The 18280-nt window shown below is 73.9% G+C and carries 15 protein-coding genes; 4 read left to right on the top strand and 11 right to left on the bottom strand.

The features are described from left to right. Positions 1-349 precede the first annotated feature (349 nt). Entirely contained in the window at positions 350-1498 is a 1149-nt protein-coding gene (locus ACFV9H_RS21945) for a low temperature requirement protein A (RefSeq protein WP_385400704.1), read from the top strand. Between the two features lie 282 nt (positions 1499-1780). Further along, the gene (locus ACFV9H_RS21940) at positions 1781-3031 is read left to right on the top strand and encodes a cytochrome P450 (RefSeq protein ID WP_385400702.1); all 1251 of its coding nucleotides are present in this window, start codon (positions 1781-1783) and stop codon (positions 3029-3031) included. Positions 3032-3091: 60 nt separating this feature from the next. Here the strand turns inward: ACFV9H_RS21940 and ACFV9H_RS21935 are convergent, their stop codons facing one another. Further along, positions 3092-3586, bottom strand: coding sequence for a DUF5949 family protein (locus ACFV9H_RS21935; RefSeq protein WP_385400700.1), 495 nt, complete (start codon positions 3584-3586; stop codon positions 3092-3094). Positions 3587-3643: 57 nt separating this feature from the next. Next, complete coding sequence (locus ACFV9H_RS21930) at positions 3644-4240, bottom strand: hypothetical protein (protein ID WP_385400698.1); 597 nt, start codon at positions 4238-4240, stop codon at positions 3644-3646. Positions 4241-4401: 161 nt separating this feature from the next. On the opposite strand from ACFV9H_RS21930, the gene ACFV9H_RS21925 reads away from it, so the two are divergent. Then, the gene (locus tag ACFV9H_RS21925; RefSeq protein ID WP_385400696.1) at positions 4402-4839 is read left to right on the top strand and encodes a DUF6299 family protein; all 438 of its coding nucleotides are present in this window, start codon (positions 4402-4404) and stop codon (positions 4837-4839) included. Between the two features lie 129 nt (positions 4840-4968). Here the strand turns inward: ACFV9H_RS21925 and ACFV9H_RS21920 are convergent, their stop codons facing one another. The 4 genes from ACFV9H_RS21920 to ACFV9H_RS21905 form a co-directional block, all read right to left on the bottom strand. Continuing rightward, on the bottom strand, positions 4969-5136 hold the full coding sequence (locus ACFV9H_RS21920; protein ID WP_385400694.1) for a hypothetical protein: 168 nt from the start codon (positions 5134-5136) through the stop codon (positions 4969-4971). A 95-nt stretch (positions 5137-5231) separates the two neighbouring features. Then, positions 5232-7295: a SpoIIE family protein phosphatase gene (locus ACFV9H_RS21915; RefSeq protein WP_385400714.1), complete on the bottom strand. Its 2064-nt coding sequence runs from the start codon at positions 7293-7295 to the stop codon at positions 5232-5234. Between the two features lie 427 nt (positions 7296-7722). Further along, positions 7723-8994 carry an NAD(P)-binding domain-containing protein gene (locus ACFV9H_RS21910; protein WP_385400712.1) on the bottom strand — a complete coding sequence of 424 codons (1272 nt, stop codon included), beginning with the start codon at positions 8992-8994 and terminating at the stop codon, positions 7723-7725. 79 nt (positions 8995-9073) lie between these two features. Continuing rightward, on the bottom strand, positions 9074-10351 hold the full coding sequence (locus tag ACFV9H_RS21905) for an ATP-grasp domain-containing protein (RefSeq protein WP_385400691.1): 1278 nt from the start codon (positions 10349-10351) through the stop codon (positions 9074-9076). Between the two features lie 296 nt (positions 10352-10647). Here ACFV9H_RS21905 and ACFV9H_RS21900 point away from each other — a divergent pair, with 296 nt between their 5' ends. Beyond that, positions 10648-12162 carry a glycosyl hydrolase gene (locus ACFV9H_RS21900; protein WP_385400689.1) on the top strand — a complete coding sequence of 505 codons (1515 nt, stop codon included), beginning with the start codon at positions 10648-10650 and terminating at the stop codon, positions 12160-12162. Between the two features lie 5 nt (positions 12163-12167). Here ACFV9H_RS21900 and ACFV9H_RS21895 read toward each other — a convergent pair whose 3' ends face one another. The 5 genes from ACFV9H_RS21895 to murJ form a co-directional block, all read right to left on the bottom strand. Next, positions 12168-13313 carry a GNAT family N-acetyltransferase gene (locus tag ACFV9H_RS21895; protein WP_385400686.1) on the bottom strand — a complete coding sequence of 382 codons (1146 nt, stop codon included), beginning with the start codon at positions 13311-13313 and terminating at the stop codon, positions 12168-12170. Then, positions 13310-14011, bottom strand: a complete 702-nt coding sequence (locus tag ACFV9H_RS21890; protein ID WP_385400685.1) for a lipopolysaccharide biosynthesis protein — start codon at positions 14009-14011, stop codon at positions 13310-13312. Before ACFV9H_RS21890 ends, ACFV9H_RS21895 begins: the two co-directional genes overlap by 4 nt. A 62-nt stretch (positions 14012-14073) precedes the next feature. Next, positions 14074-15327 carry a glycosyltransferase gene (locus ACFV9H_RS21885; RefSeq protein ID WP_385400683.1) on the bottom strand — a complete coding sequence of 418 codons (1254 nt, stop codon included), beginning with the start codon at positions 15325-15327 and terminating at the stop codon, positions 14074-14076. Next, positions 15324-16100 carry a polysaccharide deacetylase family protein gene (locus tag ACFV9H_RS21880; protein WP_385400682.1) on the bottom strand — a complete coding sequence of 259 codons (777 nt, stop codon included), beginning with the start codon at positions 16098-16100 and terminating at the stop codon, positions 15324-15326. Before ACFV9H_RS21880 ends, ACFV9H_RS21885 begins: the two co-directional genes overlap by 4 nt. Then, positions 16090-17838 (bottom strand): murein biosynthesis integral membrane protein MurJ, encoded by a 1749-nt coding sequence (gene murJ, locus ACFV9H_RS21875; RefSeq protein ID WP_385400710.1) that lies wholly within the window; start codon positions 17836-17838, stop codon positions 16090-16092. Before murJ ends, ACFV9H_RS21880 begins: the two co-directional genes overlap by 11 nt. Positions 17839-18280 lie beyond the last annotated feature (442 nt).

Below are 18280 nucleotides of genomic sequence, written 5' to 3'. Positions count from 1 at the left end.
GTGTCTTTTCTGGGGGGCTGGTAGTTGTTTATACGCCCCGGGGGGGGTCCTTCCCAATCCTGATTCCGCCCCGGCCCGGGCCCGGCGGCAGTGGATACCCCAGTGGGGGCGCGGGGACAAGGTCCCGTCGCCCACAGTGCGTTGGTCTGTCGCTCGGCTCGGCGAAGCTCAGCTCCGTGGGAGGACCCGTGCTCGGTGGTCGTCCCGCTGCTGCTGGGCGAGGGCCACCACTGCCGCGTGGCCGTCCCCGCCGTCCTCGGCCCGGCTATCGGTCCGCTCGGGGCAACCGGGTGGTGCGGGCTGCGCGTCCGGCCTGCTGAACCGGCGCCCGTCTGGTCTCCTGGCCGGTATGGCGTACCTCCCGATGACCGCCCGCAGCCGCGACGAGCACCACCGCACGGCCACCCCGCTGGAACTGTTCTTCGACCTGTGCTTCGTCGTCGCGATCGCGCAGGCCGGCGCCCGGCTGGTGCACGCGCTGGCGGAAGGCCATCCGGGGACGGGGGTGATCGGCTACTTCTTCGTCTTCTTCGGCGTGTGGTGGGCGTGGATGAACTTCACGTGGTTCGCCTCCGCCTACGACGTCGACGACGTCCCGTACCGGATCGCGACCCTCGTCCAGATCGCCGGTGTGCTCGTCTACGCGGCCGGGGTGAGCCGCGCCTTCGACGAGAACGACTGGACGGTCCCCGTCATCGGCTACATCATCATGCGCGTCGCACTGACCGCGCAGTGGCTGCGGGCGGCGGCCGGGGAGGAGGGCGCGGCGAGGTCTTCGGCGCTGAAGTACGCGGCCGGGCTGATGATCTGCCAGGCGGGCTGGGTGGCGCTGCTGTTCGCCCCGGACGGCGCGAAGCGCTGGCTGTTCCTGGTCCTGGCCGCTGCGGAGCTGCTGGTCCCGGCGCTCGCCGAGCGCGGGCACGAGACGCCGTGGCACGCGCACCACATCGTGGAGCGGTACGGCCTGTTCACCATCATCGTGCTGGGCGAGACGATCGCCGCGAGCACCGTGGCGGTGAAGTCGGCCATCGACGAACACGAGGCGCTGGGCCGGCTGCTGCCCATCGCGGGCGGCGGGCTGCTGATCGTCTTCGCCGCGTGGTGGATCTACTTCGTGGTGCCGATGCACGAACGGCTGACCTCCAACCGGGAGGCCATCCCGTGGGGGTACGGCCACCTGCTGATCTTCGCCTCGGGCGCGGCGATCGGGGCGGGCATCGAGGTCGCGGTGGAACACGCGGTCGGCGAGGCGCACATCTCCCAACTCGCGGCGAACGCGGCCGTGACCGTCCCGACCGCGCTGTTCCTCCTGATGGTCTGGCTCCTGCACTCCCGCCACTTCAAGCGCGGCCTGGCGCAACAACTGACCCTCCCGCTCTCGGCGGTGGTCGTCCTGGCGTGCACGTGGACGGGGCCGTACGCGGTCCTCTACGCGGGCCTCGTCTGCGCGGCCACCGTCACGGTGGGCCTGACCCTGGCCACTCGCAGCAGCCCCTGACTGCCCCGGGGCTCCGCCCCGTACCCCGCGCCTCAAACGCCGGCGGGGCTGGTTTCGGCCTGGCGTCAGCCTGTACGTGCGCGTAGCGCGCTCTTGCGCTCACGCGGAAAGGCCGCACCGACCGGATCACCGCCCGGCAATTCCAGCCCCGCCGGCGATTGAGGCGCCGCCGGAGGCAAATCCAGCCTCGCCGGCGTTTGAGGCGCGGGGTTCGGGGCGGAGCCCCGGCAGCGGCGCTCAGCCGAACCGTCACTCCTGCTCCCCCGGCGGCGTTGGCAGGCCATGACACTCCCCGCACAGCGCAACGGCCAAGCCCCCGGCAGGGAACTGGCCGAGCCAGGGTTCTGGCAACTGCCCCCGCAGCGGCGCCTCGCCGCCTTCGCCCGGCTACGGGAGATCGGCGGCCCGGTGTTCGTCCCCGACGGGCCCCGCGGACACTGGGCCCTCCTCCGGCACGCCCACGTGCAAGAGGCCAGCCGGCTGCCCAAGGTGTTCGCCAGTGCCCCCGGCGTGACCACCCCCGAGCCCGCCCGCTGGGTCAGGTCGCTGTTCGGGGACTCGATGGTCAATCTGGACGGCCCCGACCACGCCCAGCTCCGCAAGATCGTGCAGCGGGCGTTCACCCCCCGCCTGCTGGCGGCCGCCGAGGCGGACATCCATGCCGTGGCCACCCGCATCGTCGACGACGTACTGGCTGACCGGCCCGAGGAGTTCGTCTCGGCGGTGGCCTCCCGCCTGCCCCTGGAGGTCATCTGCAACATGATGGGCATCCCGGAGCGCTACCGCCCCGAGATCGCCGACCGCGTGAACCACGCCTCCGAGAACATCGGCGTGGAGCGCGGCCTGGCCTCCCGGCTGCGGATGCCCGGTCGGGGTTTGCGCGCCCTCGCGCGCATGCAGCGGATGGTGTCGGGCATCGGGCGGGAGCGCCGCAAGAACCCCACCGACGACCTGATCTCGGCGCTGGTCTGCGCGAACGTGGACGGCCAGGCCCTCGGCGCCCGCCAACTCGGGGCCTTCTTCTCCCTCTTGATGGTCGCCGGGGTGGAGACCACCCGCAACGCGATCACCCACGGCCTGACCCTGCTCACCGACCACCCGGACCAACGGGACCTGCTGCTGTCGGACTTCGAGGAGTACGCGGACGGCGCGGTCGAGGAGATGATCCGGCACTCGACGCCGATCATCCAGTTCCGCCGGACGGTCGTGGCCGAACACACCATGGAGGGACACCTGTTCCGCCCCGGCGACAAGGTGGTGCTGTACTACGCCTCCGCCAACCGCGACGAGGGGGTCTTCCCCGACCCCGACGCCTTCGACATCACCCGCTCGCCCAACCCCCACCTCGGGTTCGGCGGCGGCGGACCGCACTTCTGCCTGGGCGCGCACCTGGCCCGGGTCGAGATGAGGGCCCTCTTCCACGAGCTGTTGACCCGGCCGGTGGGGCTGCGTGCGGTGGGCCTGCCCGATCTGGCGGGGTCGAACTTCGACAACCGGGTCCGCTCGCTCAAGTTCGCCTTCGAGCAGCCCTGAGGGCCGGCCACCGGGCAGGCTGGGAGCCCGGCGGCCGGAGCACGATGCCGTGCGGCGCGGCTACTTCTGCAGGCGCCGCACCGCGAGGACGCAGTGGGCGCTGCCCGTGAGCACCGCCTCGTCGCCCGCGAAGGCCTGCAGGGTCTCCGGGGCGACCGGCTCGCCCGGGACCGCCTCGGGCCAGGCCCGCGTGGCGAAGAGGAAGTACGCCTGTCCGCTCTCGTCCGCCGCGGCGACCCACTCGTCGGGGGCGGTGCACCGCGCGTTCATCCCGGGCAGGGTGAGCGCGATCTGGTTGCCCTCCAGCAGGATCTGCACCGGGAAGTTGGCCGGGTTGCGGGTCCCGTCCATGACGACGTCGCCGATGGGCAGGCCGATCTCCTCCAGCAGCCCGCGGGCCGCCGCCTCGCCGGCCTCCGGGCCGCCCGGGCCGTCACCGAGGGTGTAGGCGAGGAGGTACGGGATGTCGTGCGCCTCGGAGGGGTCGCCGATCCAGGCGAGCACGGAAAGGGTGCCGAGCTGGGTCCGGTCGATTTCGGCTTGAGTAGAAGTCATGCGCCGCACCCTAGTGGTCCGGCCGCCGAGCATTTCACGGCCTTTCACCCGGGCGGGCTAGACGGCCCAGAATCCCTCTCCGGAATTCGCCCGAATGTTCGTGTCCTGGTACTGGAGCCGGTCAATGCGCGCGTTTTCCGGGATTTCGAACACCACCCAGCCTTCGACCCGTTCACCGACCGCGAGGGAATCGAAGACGAGCGGTTTGCCGGTCGTCAGTTCGCCGGTGGGCACCACCCCGTGGCGCCCTCCTGCGCTGTCGTGCGCCCACATGCGTCCGAGCGCCCCGTAAGAGTCCCCGCCCACGTTGACGAAGGACATCGAGGCGGCCACCCACCGCTTCCCGGGAGCCGGGGCGAAGTTCTTCTCCACGCTGATCGCCGGGTCCACGTACGCGCCCAGCACCACTTGGAGGTGACGGCCGACCTGTCGGCCGTGCACCCGTACGGAGTCACCCACATGGGCATCCTTCGCCCCGGTCCGGGCGGGGGCCGCCGCGCCCGGAGCCCCGTCGTCCACGGGGACGGCGGGCGCGGCCGCGGGGGCGAGCGCGGCGCGCTCGGGGGCGCTGTCGCAGGCCGTGGCGCCGAGCAGGAGCAGCGGCAGGAGGGTGGCGGCCCCGAGGACGGGGAGCGGGCGGGGGGACTGGCGCATTCGGGATCCCTTCGGGATGTATTCCGGCCAGTCTCACGCCCCCGAGCGGGCAATTGCACACACCGACACGAGTGCGCGGAGCGAGTGGGCACGCCCGCCTGCCAGCACAATTCGTTCCGGCGGATTCCCGCCGCCGCGACCCACTTGGAGGAAGAATGCGCATGTCCGGCCGCCGAATGGCACTGGCAGTCCTGTCCGCACTGGCCGCCACCACCGTATTCACCGTCCCGGCCGGTGCCACCGTTTTCGACCAGGGTATTTCCGTACATCCTGAGGTTCACATCGCCGAGGACGGCGCCGTCACCCTTTCCGGCAGCTACCACTGCGAGCAGGCGTCACCCATGGGGGCGATCCAGATCAAGGCGACCGTCATCCAGGAGGGCACCCGGCTCAGCATCGGCGGCGGGGAGGTCGTCTGCGACGGCACGGAGCGCACGTGGGCGGCGCAAGCGCCGGGCTTCGTCTCGGGCAGCGTGCACCCGGGCCGCGCGACGGTCGCCGCGGAACTGCAGGAGATCCGCTTGTCGGGCCTGATGCCGACGTCGGTCACGACGGTCGCCCACGACACGCAGGACGTCGAGGTTCACGCGGCGCGCTGAGCGGTACCGGGCCCATGGCACGCGCCCGGCGGTCCGGTGGCCGCCGCCACCGGGGCCCGGGCGCTCGGTACCCGGCCCGCCCGTGCGGCGCCGTCGGCCGACGCACCGGCATCCGCGCCGGAAGCCCCGTCAGCGGCACTCGGGTGCGACGTCCGTCATCGACATGAACGCCACCGCCTGGCACCCGGGGTCCGCGTGCGGCCGTCCCGTCGTCCAGTCCACTACGGTCGGCACTCCGGCCGCCAGCAGGAGCAGGGCCAGGATGCCCGTCACCGCGCCCTTGCTCAGCCCGCGCACGGCGCGGTCCCGCGGAGCCGATTCGCTACGAAAGCTGTCATAGCCCGCATCATCACCCCACCCCGGACACCCCACAACTCGGCGTGACGGGCCGGTCACCCCACGCTCCGGGGGCTGCCGCCCGCGTCGAACTCGCACCACACCGCCTTGCCGTCACCACGGGACTCCACTCCCCAGTGCGTGGCCAGCGCGTCCACCAGCAGCAGCCCGCGCCCCGTGGTGGCCGCCTCGCCCGGGGAGCGCCGGCGCGGCCACACGCTGGAGCGGTCCTTGACCCACAGTCGGATCCGGCGGACCGGCTCCGGCAGCACCTCCATGGTCAGCACCGCCCCGCCGTCGGTGTGCAGCAGAGCGTTGACCAGCAGTTCCCCGGCGGCCAGCTCCACGTCGTCGGCGAGCTCCGGCATGCCCCAGTCGCGCAGCGCCTGCCGCAGCGCGTAGCGGGCCTCCGACAGCCCCTCCGGGTCGGCCTGGTGCACGTACTGGTGGATGCGCGGGGCCCGGTGGGTGCCCGGGTCGGGGGCCCGGCGCAGGACCAGCAGGGCCACGTCGTCCCCGGAACCCCAGCGCTCCCACAGCCGGTCCGAGAGGTGGTCGGCGAGCGCCCCGGCCTCCTGCGGCCCGCTGCGCACCGCGTGGGCGAGGGCGTCCATGCCCTGGGTGATGGCGGTCCCGGGCTCCTCCACGAGCCCGTCGGTGCACAGCACGAGCGTCTCGCCGGGGACCAGGTCGAGCCGGGTCTCGGGGAACTCCTCCTGCTCGAAGACCGAGGCCAGCCCCAGCGGCAGGCCGCCGCGCACGTTGGGCCAGCCGGTACGCCCGTCCGTGTGCCGGATCAGCGGGCCGAGGTGGCCCGCACGGACGGCCCGTACGCCTCCGGTCTCCAGGTCCACCTGTGCGTACATGCAGGTCGCGAAGCGCTCGGTGTCCAGTTCGGCGAGGAAGCGCGAGGCCCGCGCCAGCACGGTGGACGGCGGGTGCCCCTCCCCCGCGTACGCCCGCAGCGCGATGCGCAGCTGGCCCATGATGGCGGCCGCGTGCGTGTCGTGGCCCTGTACGTCGCCCACGACGAGGCCGACCCGGTCGCGGGGCAGCGAGATCACGTCGTACCAGTCCCCGCCGACCTCCCGCCCGCTCCAGGCGGAGTGGTAGCGGACCGCGATCTCACCGCCCGTGATCTCGGGGATCCGGCGCGGCAGCATCGCGGCCTGCAGGCCCGTGGCGAACTCCCGCTCCTGGTCGAAGAGGAGCGCCCGCTGGAGCGACTGGGCCACGATGCCCGCCAGGCCCAGGCAGAGGTTGCGTTCCTCGGGGCTGAACTCGCTGCGCCGCCGGTAGAAGAGGACGAGTCCGCCGATGGCCTTGGCCTGGGCGATCAGCGGCAGGTAGGCGGCCGCGTCGTACTGGATCCGGCTCAGGTACTCGGCGAGCAGCGGGAACTCGCCGCCGAGCTCGGTGAGCGAGGTGACGAAACGTGCCTTCCGGGAGAGCACCGCCTGCGAGAGCGGGAGCGAGCCGTCCAGCCGGGTGAACTTCCGCTCGCTGAGGATCTCCAGGGTTTCCCCGCTCAGCGCGATGATCTTGATTGAGGCTCCCTCGACCAGCCCGAGCGCCAGCCCGTCCGCGCCGAGTCGCTCCAGGGCGCCCGCTCCGGTGAGGGCGGCCGTCACGTCGTCTACCGTCACCGCCCGCGACAGGGCCTCCGTGGTCCGCTGCACGATCGTGGTCTGCTGGGCGCGCGCCGTCTCCAGCTTGCGCAGCAGGGTGGCGTGGGCCAGCTCCGGCGTGGCGTCCCGGACGATCCCCACGATCCGGTACGGCCGCCCGTCGGGGTGCCGCAGCACCCGGCCCTGAGTGTGCGTCCACTGGTCGCTGCCGTCGCGCCGGCGCACCGTGAAGTACGAGCCGTACGTGTCCCCGCCGGAGTCCAGGACCGAGACCACGCTCTCGTTGAGCCGGGCGGCGTCCTCGGCCGGGATGCGCAGTCCGAGCCCCTCCGGGGTGCCGTCGAACTCCTCCGGCGCCACGTCGAAGACGGCCAGGCCGGCGTCGTCGAGCACCATCGTCCCGGCGCCCAGGTCCCACTCGAAGCTGCCCATGCCGTTCAGCGCGAGCCGTTCCCCGGGCCCGGTCGCCGGGGAGCCCCCGTCGGGCCGCAGGTCCCGCTCGGGTCCGTCCTGCTCCGCCGCTGCCAAGACTCACACCACCTAACGGCCGGGCCAGCACGGCTGGGAGATGAGCCGCTCCCACTCCTCGTCAGGATGCCCCGGAAGAGTGCGCCCGGCCTCTCGCCAGCGTTTGACGAGGGTGAGGTAGATCGTGGCGTGATCGGCGACGGGCCCCGTCTGGTACGCGGCCCCGTACCCTCCCCCAGACTCCGTCCGGGGGGACCCCCATGCGGATCCGTACGGTGCCCGGTGCGAGGACGCGGCCGCGGATCCGGCCGCCGGGGCCCTGGCAGGTTCGTACCCGGCGGTCCTGGGCGCCGCCGGCTGTTCCCCGCGGCTGGCGGGGATCCGCACCCATCCACGGCCCTGTGCTCGCTCCGCGCTCATCGCAGACCTCTCTCACCCGCAGTTCCGTCTCTCACCGCAGATACGTCCTCGGATGTCCGGCGGCGGCCCCGCGGGGCGCGATCGGTCTCGCGCCCGGCAACCGGCCCCCGGCGCCGAGGCGCTTTCGGACTCCTCTCACCAGTCTCCCCGCCGTGAAGCCCGCACCGTGCACGAATCGCATGGAAGGGCCGAATGAGGGAGCCGTCAGCAGCCCCGCGAAGAACAGTCCGGGCCACGAGGACTCGAACCCGGGGCCGAGCTCCGGCGTCCCTGTCTCCCCCACGGTCACCAGCGCGGCCCGCAGCCCCGCGTCGAGCAGCTCCAACCGGGCCAGGTCCGGGGCGAAGCCGGTGGCGGCGATGACGTGCGCGGTGTCCAGGACCACCGATTCCCCGGACCGGTTGGTCAGCCCGAGCCTGGTCCGCCCGCCCGCGGCCACCGCCCGGTGCAGTCGGTGCCCGAGCATGACGGGCACGTGCCGCTCGAAGCGCTCCCGCAACCACCAGGCGCCGGCCGGGCCCAGCGCGGTCGCCGCGATCCGCTCCCTGCTCTGCGCGGGCAGCCGGCGCACCGCCCACGGCAGCTCCGACCACACCCAGCTGCGCCAGCCGGTGCCGAGCCCGCTGTGCGGATCGCGCAGGGCGCGCAGCGGGGGCCGGCTCAGCGGCTGCGGCACCGTGTTCCAGTTCAGCCGGGTGCGCCGGGCGACCAGGCACGGCCGGGCGCCCTGCTCGGCGAGCAGCGCGGCGGTCTCCAGCGCCGCCTGCCCGGCCCCGAGCACGGCGACCTCCTGACCGGCGAAGCGGGCCAGGTCTCGGTGGCCGCTGCTGTGCGAGCAGTGGCCGGGCGGGAGCTCCCGCAGCGCCGGGGGAACGTGGACGAACGGCATCACCCCGACCGCGAGGGCCACCGTACGGGCGAGCAGCGGCGGTCCCTCGGCGGTGCGGACGCGGAAGCCCTCGCCCTGCGGGGTCACCTCCGTGACGGTCACCTCCTCCACCTCGGGCGCGGCCTGCCGGGCGAACCACATCCCGTACGAGCTGAACGTCCCGATCGGCAGCGGAGTGCCGTGTTCCGCACGCACTCCGCGGGTGGCGCAGTAGTCGGCCAGCGTGTGCCGGCCGTCCGGCGCGGAGAGGTTGGACGACCAGGGCTCCGACTTCAGGTACATCCCGTCGGGCATGTGGTCGCGCCAGGAGGCCATGGGCCGCCCGAGCACGCGTACGTCGAGCCCCGCGCCGGCCGCGTGGGCGGCGATCGACAGCCCGTACGGGCCCGCGCCGACCACCACGAGATCGTCCATCCGCGTCATGGCCACTCCTCCAGCTCGATGGGCACCGACCCGACCCGGGCCGCTGCGCGCCCCCGGCGGGTGGGCGTGGTCAACGGGTCACCAGTTCGTCCGGCTCCGCCGAAGCCTCCGGCGGAGCGGGGCGGGGGACCACCGTCGGCTCCGGCCGGTCCCGGCCCCGTTGGCGGGGGGCCCGCACCGCCGCGCGGGCGGTGCGCCGGCCGCGCCCGGGCGCGTCCCGCAGGGCGCGCGCCCCCTTGCCGAGCCCGCGCCCGAGGAAGGCCCCGATCATCGCGAGGAACGGCAGCGGGTCGTCGGCGGCGAACCAGGCGGCCTCCACCCGCCCCCGCCGGGCCCGGGCGGGCGTCGCCGGGAAGGAGCCGGGTCCGGCGGCCGGCGCCCGGCCCGCGGCCACCGCTCCGCGGCCGCCCCGCCTGGGCAGGGCCCGCCCCCGGACCGCGGCCAGCAGGGCGTAGTTCTCCGCGAGGAACACCCGGCCCGGGCCGCCCACGGGATCCGGTACCCGCTGACCCGTCAGGTCCAGGTACATCGCCTGTACGACGTCCAGCCCGGCCGAGTCGGTGAACAGCCGGAACTGCGCGCCCGGGCGCGGGTTGAAGTCCACCAGCCGGAAGACGCCCCGCTCGTCCCGGCGGAAGTCCAGGTCCAGGATCCCCTGGTAGCCGAGCCGTTCGGCGAGCCGCAGCCCCGCCTCCTCCACCGCCGGATCCGGCAGCCAGCGGCCGACCGCCGTCAGCCCCGTCCGCAACGGCCAGGACAGCTCCTTGCGGCCCGAGCCGGCGAGCAGCGGACGCCCGCCCCGGGCGAAGGCCCCGTGGAAGAACCAGTCGGTGTCCGGACCGGCCGGCAGGAACCGTTGGAGCAGCAGCGCGCTCCCGGCCTCGGCGGAGCGTTCGTACAGCCGGACCGCCTCGGCGGTGGTCCGCACGAGCGTGGTGCTCCGCAACCCCTCGCTCCCGGTGGGCAGCAGCCACGGCCGGCTCCACTTGGCCACCAGCGGCAGGCCCAGCCGCCACGCGGCGCGCGCCGCCTCGGCCCCGCTCCGCGGGACCGCCGTCTCCGGGTGCGGGATGTCCCACCGCGCGCAGAGCCGCGCCAACTCGGCCTTGTCCGCGACCCGGGCGGGCAGGTTGTCGGGCTGATGGGGAATCCGGAAGCGGCCGCCCAGCATCGGCGCGACCCGCGCCACTGCGATCGCGCTCAGATCGTCCATGGCGATGAGCACCGCCGGCCGCCCGATCCGCTCCGACACCCCGGTCAGGCACTCCAGCAGCGCCTCCGGCGCCTCCGGGTCCAGCCCGCCCGCCGGCCCCGGATGCACGGCGCGCAGGTACCGCGAACGCCCCATGGGACCTCCCCCGGCCTCGACGACGGCATGGACCTCCACGCCCTTGCGGCCGAGGGATCTGACGGCGCCAAGGGTTCCGTGGTGGAACGGATTCCGGTCGAGTCTGAGCACAACAGCGGGCACATGACTGGGATGCGCGTACATGGCAACGGTGTCTTTCACCTAGTCGGACCAAGCGGGGAGGATACGCAGATGCGAATGGCCTATGGGGCGGTCACCGGACAGGCCATTCGTCAGATCTGATGTCTAACGTCTTTGGCAAGCACACCGATTCGGGAAAGTCCGGGAGACACGCCATGCGCACACCACGTCGCCGACTGGCGAGCACCTGTATCGGTACGGTCGCGGCCGGACTGCTCGTCACCGGCGCCGCGCTGTCGGCGCCCCAGAAGGACCGGTCGGGACACGACGACATCGCCATGGGCGCCTATCTCGACTACGGGCCGCCCGGGGTCGCCCGCATCCCGTACCTGTCGAACTGGCTGGGCGGCAAGGAGATCCGGGTGGGCCACACCTACCTGCCCGGCGACCAGTGGGCCGGCATCGAGGGGAGGGTCTCCTTCCTGGCCGACTGGGCCGGGTGGCGCCTGGCCCGCCCCGGCCGGATGTTCGTGCTCAACGTGCCCATGCAGGAGCGCAACGAAGAGCGGGTGTCCGACTCCGAGGTGGCCCGGCTGATCCGGGCGGGCGCGCGGGGCGAGTACGACCTGCACTTCCGCAGGCTCGCCGAGCGGCTGGTGTCGCTGGGCGTCCCGGACACGGTGATCGTGCTCGGCTGGGAGATGAACGGCGTCACCTACACGCACCGCTGCGCGCCGGACCCGGAGAACTGGAAGGTGTACTGGAAGCGCATCGTCAACGCGATGCGGTCCGTCCCCGGTCAGAGGTTCAAGTTCGATTTCGCCCCGAACCGGGGTCCGGACGCGATCGGCTGGACCCGGTGCTATCCCGGCGACGACGTGGTCGACGTCATCGGAATGGATTCGTACGACCAGGCGCCCGGCCGGACCTTCGAGGACCAGGTCACCCAGCCGTACGGACTCCAACAGCACGTCGACTTCGCAGAAGCACACGGCAAGGAGATCTCGTACCCGGAGTGGGGACTGTTCCGGCACGGGGACAATCCGGAGTACGTGCGGCGCATGTTGCAGTGGATCGAGGTCCACAAACCGCTCTACCACACCATCACCGACTACTGCCCGCACGGCGTGTGGCAGTGCAAGCAGAACCCCGACTCGGCGAAGGTCTTCCGCGAGGCCCTCACGCCGGAGAAGGCCGGCCCGGTGATCCCGACCCCCGTGATCCCGACACCGGTGATCCCGACCCCCGTGATCCCCACCCCGGTCGTCCCCACGCCCGTCATCCCGACGCCGCAGATCCCCACACCCCAGATCCCGACGCCGCAGATCCCGATCCCGACGCCCTGGCCCGTGTCCCCGACACCCGAGGCCACCCCGGAGGTCACACCGAGCCCGGTCGTCCCCACGCCGGAGCCCACCCTCCCGGCGCCCCCGAGCCCCCTCGTACCGAGCCCCGACGTCCCGAGCCCGACCCCGAGCCCGGTGCCGTCGCCCGTCGCACCGAGCCCCCTCGTCCCGAAACCCGAGCCGACCCCGGCGAGCCCGGCCGCCCCGACCACGACGCCGAGGCCCACGCCCAAGCCGACGCCCAAGCCGGACACCCCGCCGACGAACAGCAAGCAGTGGTGCGTGCCGCTCAACTTCGGCGAGTGGCTCTCCAAGCTGGTCGGCAAGCAGTCGGTCTGCGTCAACGTCGACTGGGGCAAGGGTTCCGGCTACTGGCCCTTCTAGACGGGTCATCGCACGCGCAGCTCGTTGAGCCGCGCCCGCCAGTCCCTGGCGGCCGGCAGCGCCTCCCGCAGCGCGTCCACCGCCCGCTCGCGCCCCGCCACCTGCGACTCGTGCAGCCGCAGCAGGGGCGCGAGCGCGGTCCTGGCCAGCAGAAACCGCTGGTTGACGACCCGCTCCGGGCGCCAGTGGTTCTTGTACGGCTCGTTGCCGCGCAGGAAGCTCACCACCGGGCGCCCGTCGGCGAGCGCGCGCCCGGCCTCGTAGCGCAGCAGCAGCGTCGCCACGTCCACCTTCCGCGCGCGCAGGTCCGGGTCGGCGCCGTAGAGGTACCCGCCGCTCAGTCCGGCCGACAGCAGCGTGACGTTGGCCGCCACCACCTTCCCGTCCAGCCGGAACTCCGTCAGCCGGCCCTCCCCCGCCCGCACCATCCGCCGGGTGGCCCGGGTCAGGTGCTCGGCGAAGCGCGGCTTCAGGTGCTCGGGGGTCACCCCGCGGCCCCGCCACTGCTTCTCGTGCAGCCGCAGCAAGGTCCGTACGGCACGCGGCACTTCCTGCTCGGTGACCTCGTGCTCCTCGATCCCGGCCGCGTCTGTCTTGCGCAGCTTGGCCCGGACCCGTTGGGCGCCCGAGGCCGGCATCCGCTTGACCAGCTCGTCGAAGGGCAGCGCGGGAAGTTCCATGCAGGTGGAGTCGGTGAGCTGGGCCCCGATCCCGGGCCAGTGCTTGGACAGCTGCTCGACGGCCGCCCCGGGACGGACCTCGCGCAGGTCGACGACCGCGCCCCGGGCGGCCCGGTGCAGCCCGTGGGCCAGCGCGGGGACGACCTGGTCCGCGTGCTCGGCGGCCACGAGCACGTCGAAGTAGTCGGTGATGGGACCGCCGAGCGGGACCAGCAGCGGCAGCGGCCGGTGTACGAGCATCAGCGCGGCCGCGCCGACCAGTTCCTCGCCGCGCCGCACGAGGACGATCCGCAGCCGGCCGTCCTTCCCGTACGACAGCCACCAGGAGTGCAGCCAGGCGTGGCTCTGGAAGGGGGTGGCGGTGGGACAGCCGCGGACGAGACGGTTCCACGGCTCCTCCAAGGCGGCGAACTGCCGGGGGTCGCGGCACAGGGTCACCGACAAGGGCCGGCCTGCGGAGCCCCGCGTCATCGCACGGACTCCTTCTCCTTGGTCTCGGCGTGCTCACCCTGCGCGGGAAGGGAGGCGTACTCCTCGACGACCGGCTCCACGACCGTGTCCCGCTCCTCGGGGCGTCGCGCGCGGCCGGGCCGGGCGAGCAGCCACAGCCCTCCGAGCAGGCCTCCGGCGCACAGCCCGACGGCGCCGCTGATGGCGGCGGACGGGGAGGCGGGGTCGGTCGGGGCCACTGCCTGGTTGAAGAGGAGCAGCTGCACACCGGTGTTCTTGGCGGCCTGGTTGCTGCTGAGCGAGAGCGCGTCGGCGACGGCGTTCGCGATGTCGGCGGCCTCGGCGGGGCTCTTCGAGGTGCCGGTGATGGCGATCATCGGGGACTCGGGGGAGGTCTCGGCCCGCACGTGGGTGCGCAGCTGCCGGGCACTGATCCCCGCGCGGGGCTGGGCGTAGGCGAGAGTGGAGCTGCTGGTGGCGATACGGGCGTACGCCTGCGCGAAGCCGAGGGCGGTGGCGGGCTCGGTGGTGTCGTCCGGGACGGCGACGACGTAGCTGGTGGCGGCGTACTCGGGCGCCTTGAGCACCCCGTACGCCCCACCCGCGGCCAGCCCGAGCACTGCGCACACGGGCAACGGCCACCACGCGGGCGGCCGTGGCCGGCGCAGCCGGCGTTCGGAGCGGTGGTCGGACTTCTTCTGATCGACGGTGTCGGCCATGAGCGTGCGCTCGCTTCCTGTGTCGAGGGGAGTTCTTTCGGTCCTGCGGGGGCCTGGTCGCATCAGCCGGCGTCGGCACCACCCGGCGTCCCTGCCGGCCGTGGCCCGAGCGGATCCTGCGCCCGCACCGCAAGCCCCGGACCGGCCACATCCAGCCCCGCCGGCGTTTGAGGCGCGGGGTCCGGGGCGGCGACCCGAGCGGTGTCGAGGGCCAGGTCGTAGACGTCCAGCAGTTGCCGCGCGCTGCGGGCGATGTCGTAGCGGCGGACCACCGGCGGCGGCGGCAGTCGCTTGGCGCCCGCCTCCATGTGGCCGCGCAGGGCCGCGACGAGCTCCTCCGTCCCGGTACCGATACGACGGGCCCCCGGCGCCTGCGCGGCCGGCAGGTCGTCGATGGCCGGGCAGGTCACGTGGAGCACGGGCAGCCCGGCCGCCAGGGCCTCGACCACCGCCAGCCCGAACGCCTCCTCCCGCGAGGGGGAAACGAACACGTCCATCGCGGCCAGCAGCGCGGGGATCCCCGGCGTGCGCCCGTCCGAGCTGTCGCCCAGCGGGTCCCGCTCCCCCAGCAGGTGGATCCGGCTCTGCGCGCCCAGCTCCGCGGCCAGCCTGCGCAGGGCGGCCCGCTCCGGCCCGTCCCCCGCCAGCAGCAGGTGCGCCCCCGGCAGCGCCGCCACGGCCCGCACCAGCACGTCGAACCGCTTGCCCGGCACCAGCCGCCCGACCCCGCCGACCACGAAGGCCCGTTCGGGCAGACCGGTCCGGGCCCGCGTGGAACGCCGCACACCCTCGTCGAAGCGGAAGCGGACGGCCTCGATCCCGTTCGGGACGACGTGCACCCGCGCGGCCGGCACCCCCCACGCCTCCAGTCGGGCGGCGACGGTGTCGGACACCGCGACCGTCGCCGCGCCCAGCCGCTCACTGGCCAGGTACAGCGCCCGCACCCCGCCCGACAGCGGCCGGCCCTCGATCTCCCCTTCCCCGAGGGAGTGTTCGGTGGCCACGGCCGCCCCGACGCCCGCGAGCCGCGCCGCGAGCCGCCCGTAGACGCAGGCCCGGTAGAGGTGGGTGTGCACGAGGTCGTACCGGCCGCGCCGGATGAACCGCACCAGCTTCGGCAGCGCCCCCAGGTCCCGGTTGCCGCTCATGCCCAGGTGTACGACCCGGACCCCGTCGGCGCGCAGGCCCTCGGCCACCGGCCCGGGGTTGGTCAGCGTCAGGACGTCGCACCGCATCGGCATGTGCCGCAGCAGCAGCCGCAGTTGCTGCTCGGCGCCGCCGACGCCGAGTCCGGTGATGATGTGCAGGGCCTTCACGGCAGGACCACCCGCCGGAGCTCCCGCACCTGGTGCCGCAGCTGCTTCACGCGCAGCCGCGCGCCGCCGTCGGCCTGGCTGACGTGGGTCCGCGGCAGGGCGTGCAGGCCGGCGAGCCGCCCGGGGTCGATGGCGCAGGCGTACGCGTACCCGGCGGCCCGGGTCGCCTCGACGACCCGGGCGTCGAGGTGCCCGTACGGGTAGCAGAACCCCTCCGGCAGCCTCCCGGTCAGCTCGCGCAGCAGGTCTCGGCTGCCCCGCAGCTCCTGCTGGAGCACGTCGTCGGTGGCCGTGGTGAGGTCTTGGTGGAGCAGCCCGTGCGAGCCGATCTCCTGCCCGGATCCGGCGACTTCACGGATGCCCTCGGCTGTCAGCAGGGACTTGCGCGGTCCCAGCGGGTCCCACACGTTGTCCACGCCGAGCCGCCCGGGCAGCACGAAGAGGGTGGCGGTGCAGTCGTAGCGGCGCAGCAGCGGCAGCGCCTGGGTCAGGAAGTCGGTGTAGCCGTCGTCGAAGGTCAGCCCGACCAGCCCGGCGCCGCGGCCGGCCGCGTTTGCCCGCAGCAGTTCGCCGACGGACACCCCGCGCAGACCGCGGGAGCGCAGCCACAGCAGCTGCGCCTCCAGCGTGCCGGGCGTGACGGTGATCCCGTACGGGTCCTCCGCGGGGTCGGTGAACTCGGCGATCGAGTGGTACATCAGGACCCACGGCGAGGCGGTCCGGCGGGCGGGGTCCACCATGGCGGCGGGCGCCGTGTCGGTGTCAGCGGACATTGCGGAACCTCTGCGTGAACTGGGAGATCTGACCGGGCAGGGCGGTGACTTCGAGGGCGCGTATGGCCATGCCGGTGGCCCCGAACATGGCCGGGACCAGCAGGCAGCCCAGCGCGGCGCTGAGCAGCGGGTCGGGGATCATGGGGCCGGCGATCCAGCCGGTGGCGCAGGCGGCGACGGCGGCGACGCCGAGCCGGCCGATGCTGACGGCGACCCGGCGGACCTGGATGGCGATGATGCGGGAGCCGAGGCCGGTGAGGAGGAGGGCCGCGGTGGTGGAGATGCCGGCCGCGTTGGCGGCGGCGATGCCGTAGGTGCCCCACCAGCGGACGGCGAAGGCTCCGGCCACGATGTTGACGAGGAGCCCGGCGCCCATCGCGAACGCCGGGAACCAGGTGGGCCGGGCGGTCGAGAAGAAGGGCCGGGACAACGCCCCGACGAGGCAGTGGCCGAGGAGACCGAGCCCGTACACCCGCATGACGGAGGCGGTGGCAAGGGTGTCCTGGCGGGTGAAGGCCCCCCGCTCGAACAGCACCTGGATGATCTGGGGTGCGTAGCCGATGACGAGTGCGCTGCCCATGAGCACCGCGAGCGCGGCCAGTGCCAGATCCTGCTCGACGCGGCGCCGGGCCTTCTCCCGCTCCCCGCCGGCCATGGCCTGGGCGACGACGGGGAAGGTGACGGTGCAGATCATCAGCGACAGCACCATCGGCATCTGCGCGACCTTCTGCGCGTAGTTCAGGTGGGAGATCGCCCCGGGCGGCAGGGATGCGGCCAGGAACCGCTCGACGAGCACCTGGGACTGCCGGAAGACGGCGAAGAAGATCACGGGTGCGATGACCCCGAAGGCGATCAGCGTGGGCCGGTCGCGGTCGCGCTGGCTGCGGGCGGCGCCCTTGGCCCGGGGCGGGCCGAAGCCGACGTTCCTGATGAAGGAGGGCAGTTGGACGAGCACCATCAGCAGCCCGCCGACGGCGACGCCGGCCGCGGCGGCGCGGACCCCCCACAGGGCGTGGAGGGCGACCATCGTCCCGATGATGCCGATGTTGTACGAGACGTAGATCGCGGCGGGCGGTACGAAGGTGCGGTGCGCGCGCAGCGCCGCGCTGAAGTATCCGGCGACTCCGAAGGAGAGCACGGTCAGGGCGGTCAGCCGGGTGCACTGGACGGCCAGTTCGGGATCGGGCAGGCCGGGGGCGAGCACGGCGACGACGGCCGGCGCGGCGACGACGAGCAGGGACGCGACGGCGGCGAGGAACAGCACGAGCCGCGGCAGGGTCGCCCCCACGAGCAGTCGTACGGGATCCTGCGCGCGGGCCTCCCTGCGCGAGAGGCCGGCCCGGGAGGCGGCCCGCCGGGCGAGGGCATGGCTGAAGGCGGGCACCATGAGCAGCGCCATGGCGTCCTCGATGAGCAGCGTCGAGGCCATCTCCGGCACGGTCCAGGCGATCAGGAAGGCGTCGCTGTCGTGACCGGCGCCGAAGAGGTGCGCGATGGTCTGGTCCCGCACCAACCCGAACACCGCCCCGGCGGCGGTCAGTCCGGCGGTGACCGCGGCGGCCTTGGCCAGGAACCGCCCGAGCGGGGGGCTCCCGCCGGCGCCGGCGGGGGGCGCGGCCGTAGGGGGTTCGCCCGTGCGGCGGGCGTAGCCGAGCCGCCCCCGGGCCCGCACCGGCGCGTCCCGGCCGTCGCCCGGCTCCTGCCCGGCCGGCCCGGGTCGCCCGGTGCGGGCGCCCACCGGGCCACCGGCCCGCGCGGCGATCCGCACGCTCCGCGGCCCGGAATCGCCGCCCGCGTATCCGCCGGGGCCGTATTCCGGCGAGGCCTGGGCCCCCGACACCGGTCCGGCCCCGGAGGTACGGGCGAGCCCGCCCGGCCCCGGTTCCGCCAGCCCGTCGGTGGAACGGGGCAGCGCGCCGCTCACGAAGCCGGGCTCCGGCGAACCCGGGTCGGTGCCCGACCCCGCCGAGCCGTCGGCGGACCACGGCAGCCCCCCGGTCACGAACCCGGGATCCGACACCGCGGGGACCCGGGCCGCGTCCGGTCGACGCGGGCCCGCCGGGCCGTCGGACGAGCGCGGCAGGCCGCCGGTCACGAAGCCGGGGTCCGCGGCCGCCGGGATGCGGGTCGGGTCCGGGGTGCCCGGGACATGGGTGGGGCCCGCTCCGGCCGGAGGGCCG

The organism is Streptomyces sp. NPDC059874, assembly GCF_042731135.1.
In the GTDB taxonomy this organism is placed as follows: Bacteria; Actinomycetota; Actinomycetes; order Streptomycetales; family Streptomycetaceae; genus Streptomyces.
Note: the sequence above shows the minus strand (reverse complement) of the source record. Positions and strands in the feature narration are given on the sequence as shown.

What these genes read in the sequence shown, in the direction of transcription:
- ACFV9H_RS21940 (WP_385400702.1), top strand. Translation starts at nt 1,781, where the DNA reads ATGACACTCCCCGCACAGCGCAACGGCCAAGCCCCCGGCAGGGAACTG.
- ACFV9H_RS21880 (WP_385400682.1), bottom strand. Translation starts at nt 16,100, where the DNA reads ATGTCCGCTGACACCGACACGGCGCCCGCCGCCATGGTGGACCCCGCC.
- ACFV9H_RS21935 (WP_385400700.1), bottom strand. Translation starts at nt 3,586, where the DNA reads ATGACTTCTACTCAAGCCGAAATCGACCGGACCCAGCTCGGCACCCTT.
- ACFV9H_RS21930 (WP_385400698.1), bottom strand. Translation starts at nt 4,240, where the DNA reads ATGCGCCAGTCCCCCCGCCCGCTCCCCGTCCTCGGGGCCGCCACCCTC.
- ACFV9H_RS21905 (WP_385400691.1), bottom strand. Translation starts at nt 10,351, where the DNA reads ATGGGGCGTTCGCGGTACCTGCGCGCCGTGCATCCGGGGCCGGCGGGC.
- ACFV9H_RS21945 (WP_385400704.1), top strand. Translation starts at nt 350, where the DNA reads ATGGCGTACCTCCCGATGACCGCCCGCAGCCGCGACGAGCACCACCGC.
- ACFV9H_RS21890 (WP_385400685.1), bottom strand. Translation starts at nt 14,011, where the DNA reads ATGGCCGACACCGTCGATCAGAAGAAGTCCGACCACCGCTCCGAACGC.
- ACFV9H_RS21925 (WP_385400696.1), top strand. Translation starts at nt 4,402, where the DNA reads ATGTCCGGCCGCCGAATGGCACTGGCAGTCCTGTCCGCACTGGCCGCC.
- ACFV9H_RS21910 (WP_385400712.1), bottom strand. Translation starts at nt 8,994, where the DNA reads ATGGACGATCTCGTGGTGGTCGGCGCGGGCCCGTACGGGCTGTCGATC.
- ACFV9H_RS21900 (WP_385400689.1), top strand. Translation starts at nt 10,648, where the DNA reads ATGCGCACACCACGTCGCCGACTGGCGAGCACCTGTATCGGTACGGTC.
- ACFV9H_RS21895 (WP_385400686.1), bottom strand. Translation starts at nt 13,313, where the DNA reads ATGACGCGGGGCTCCGCAGGCCGGCCCTTGTCGGTGACCCTGTGCCGC.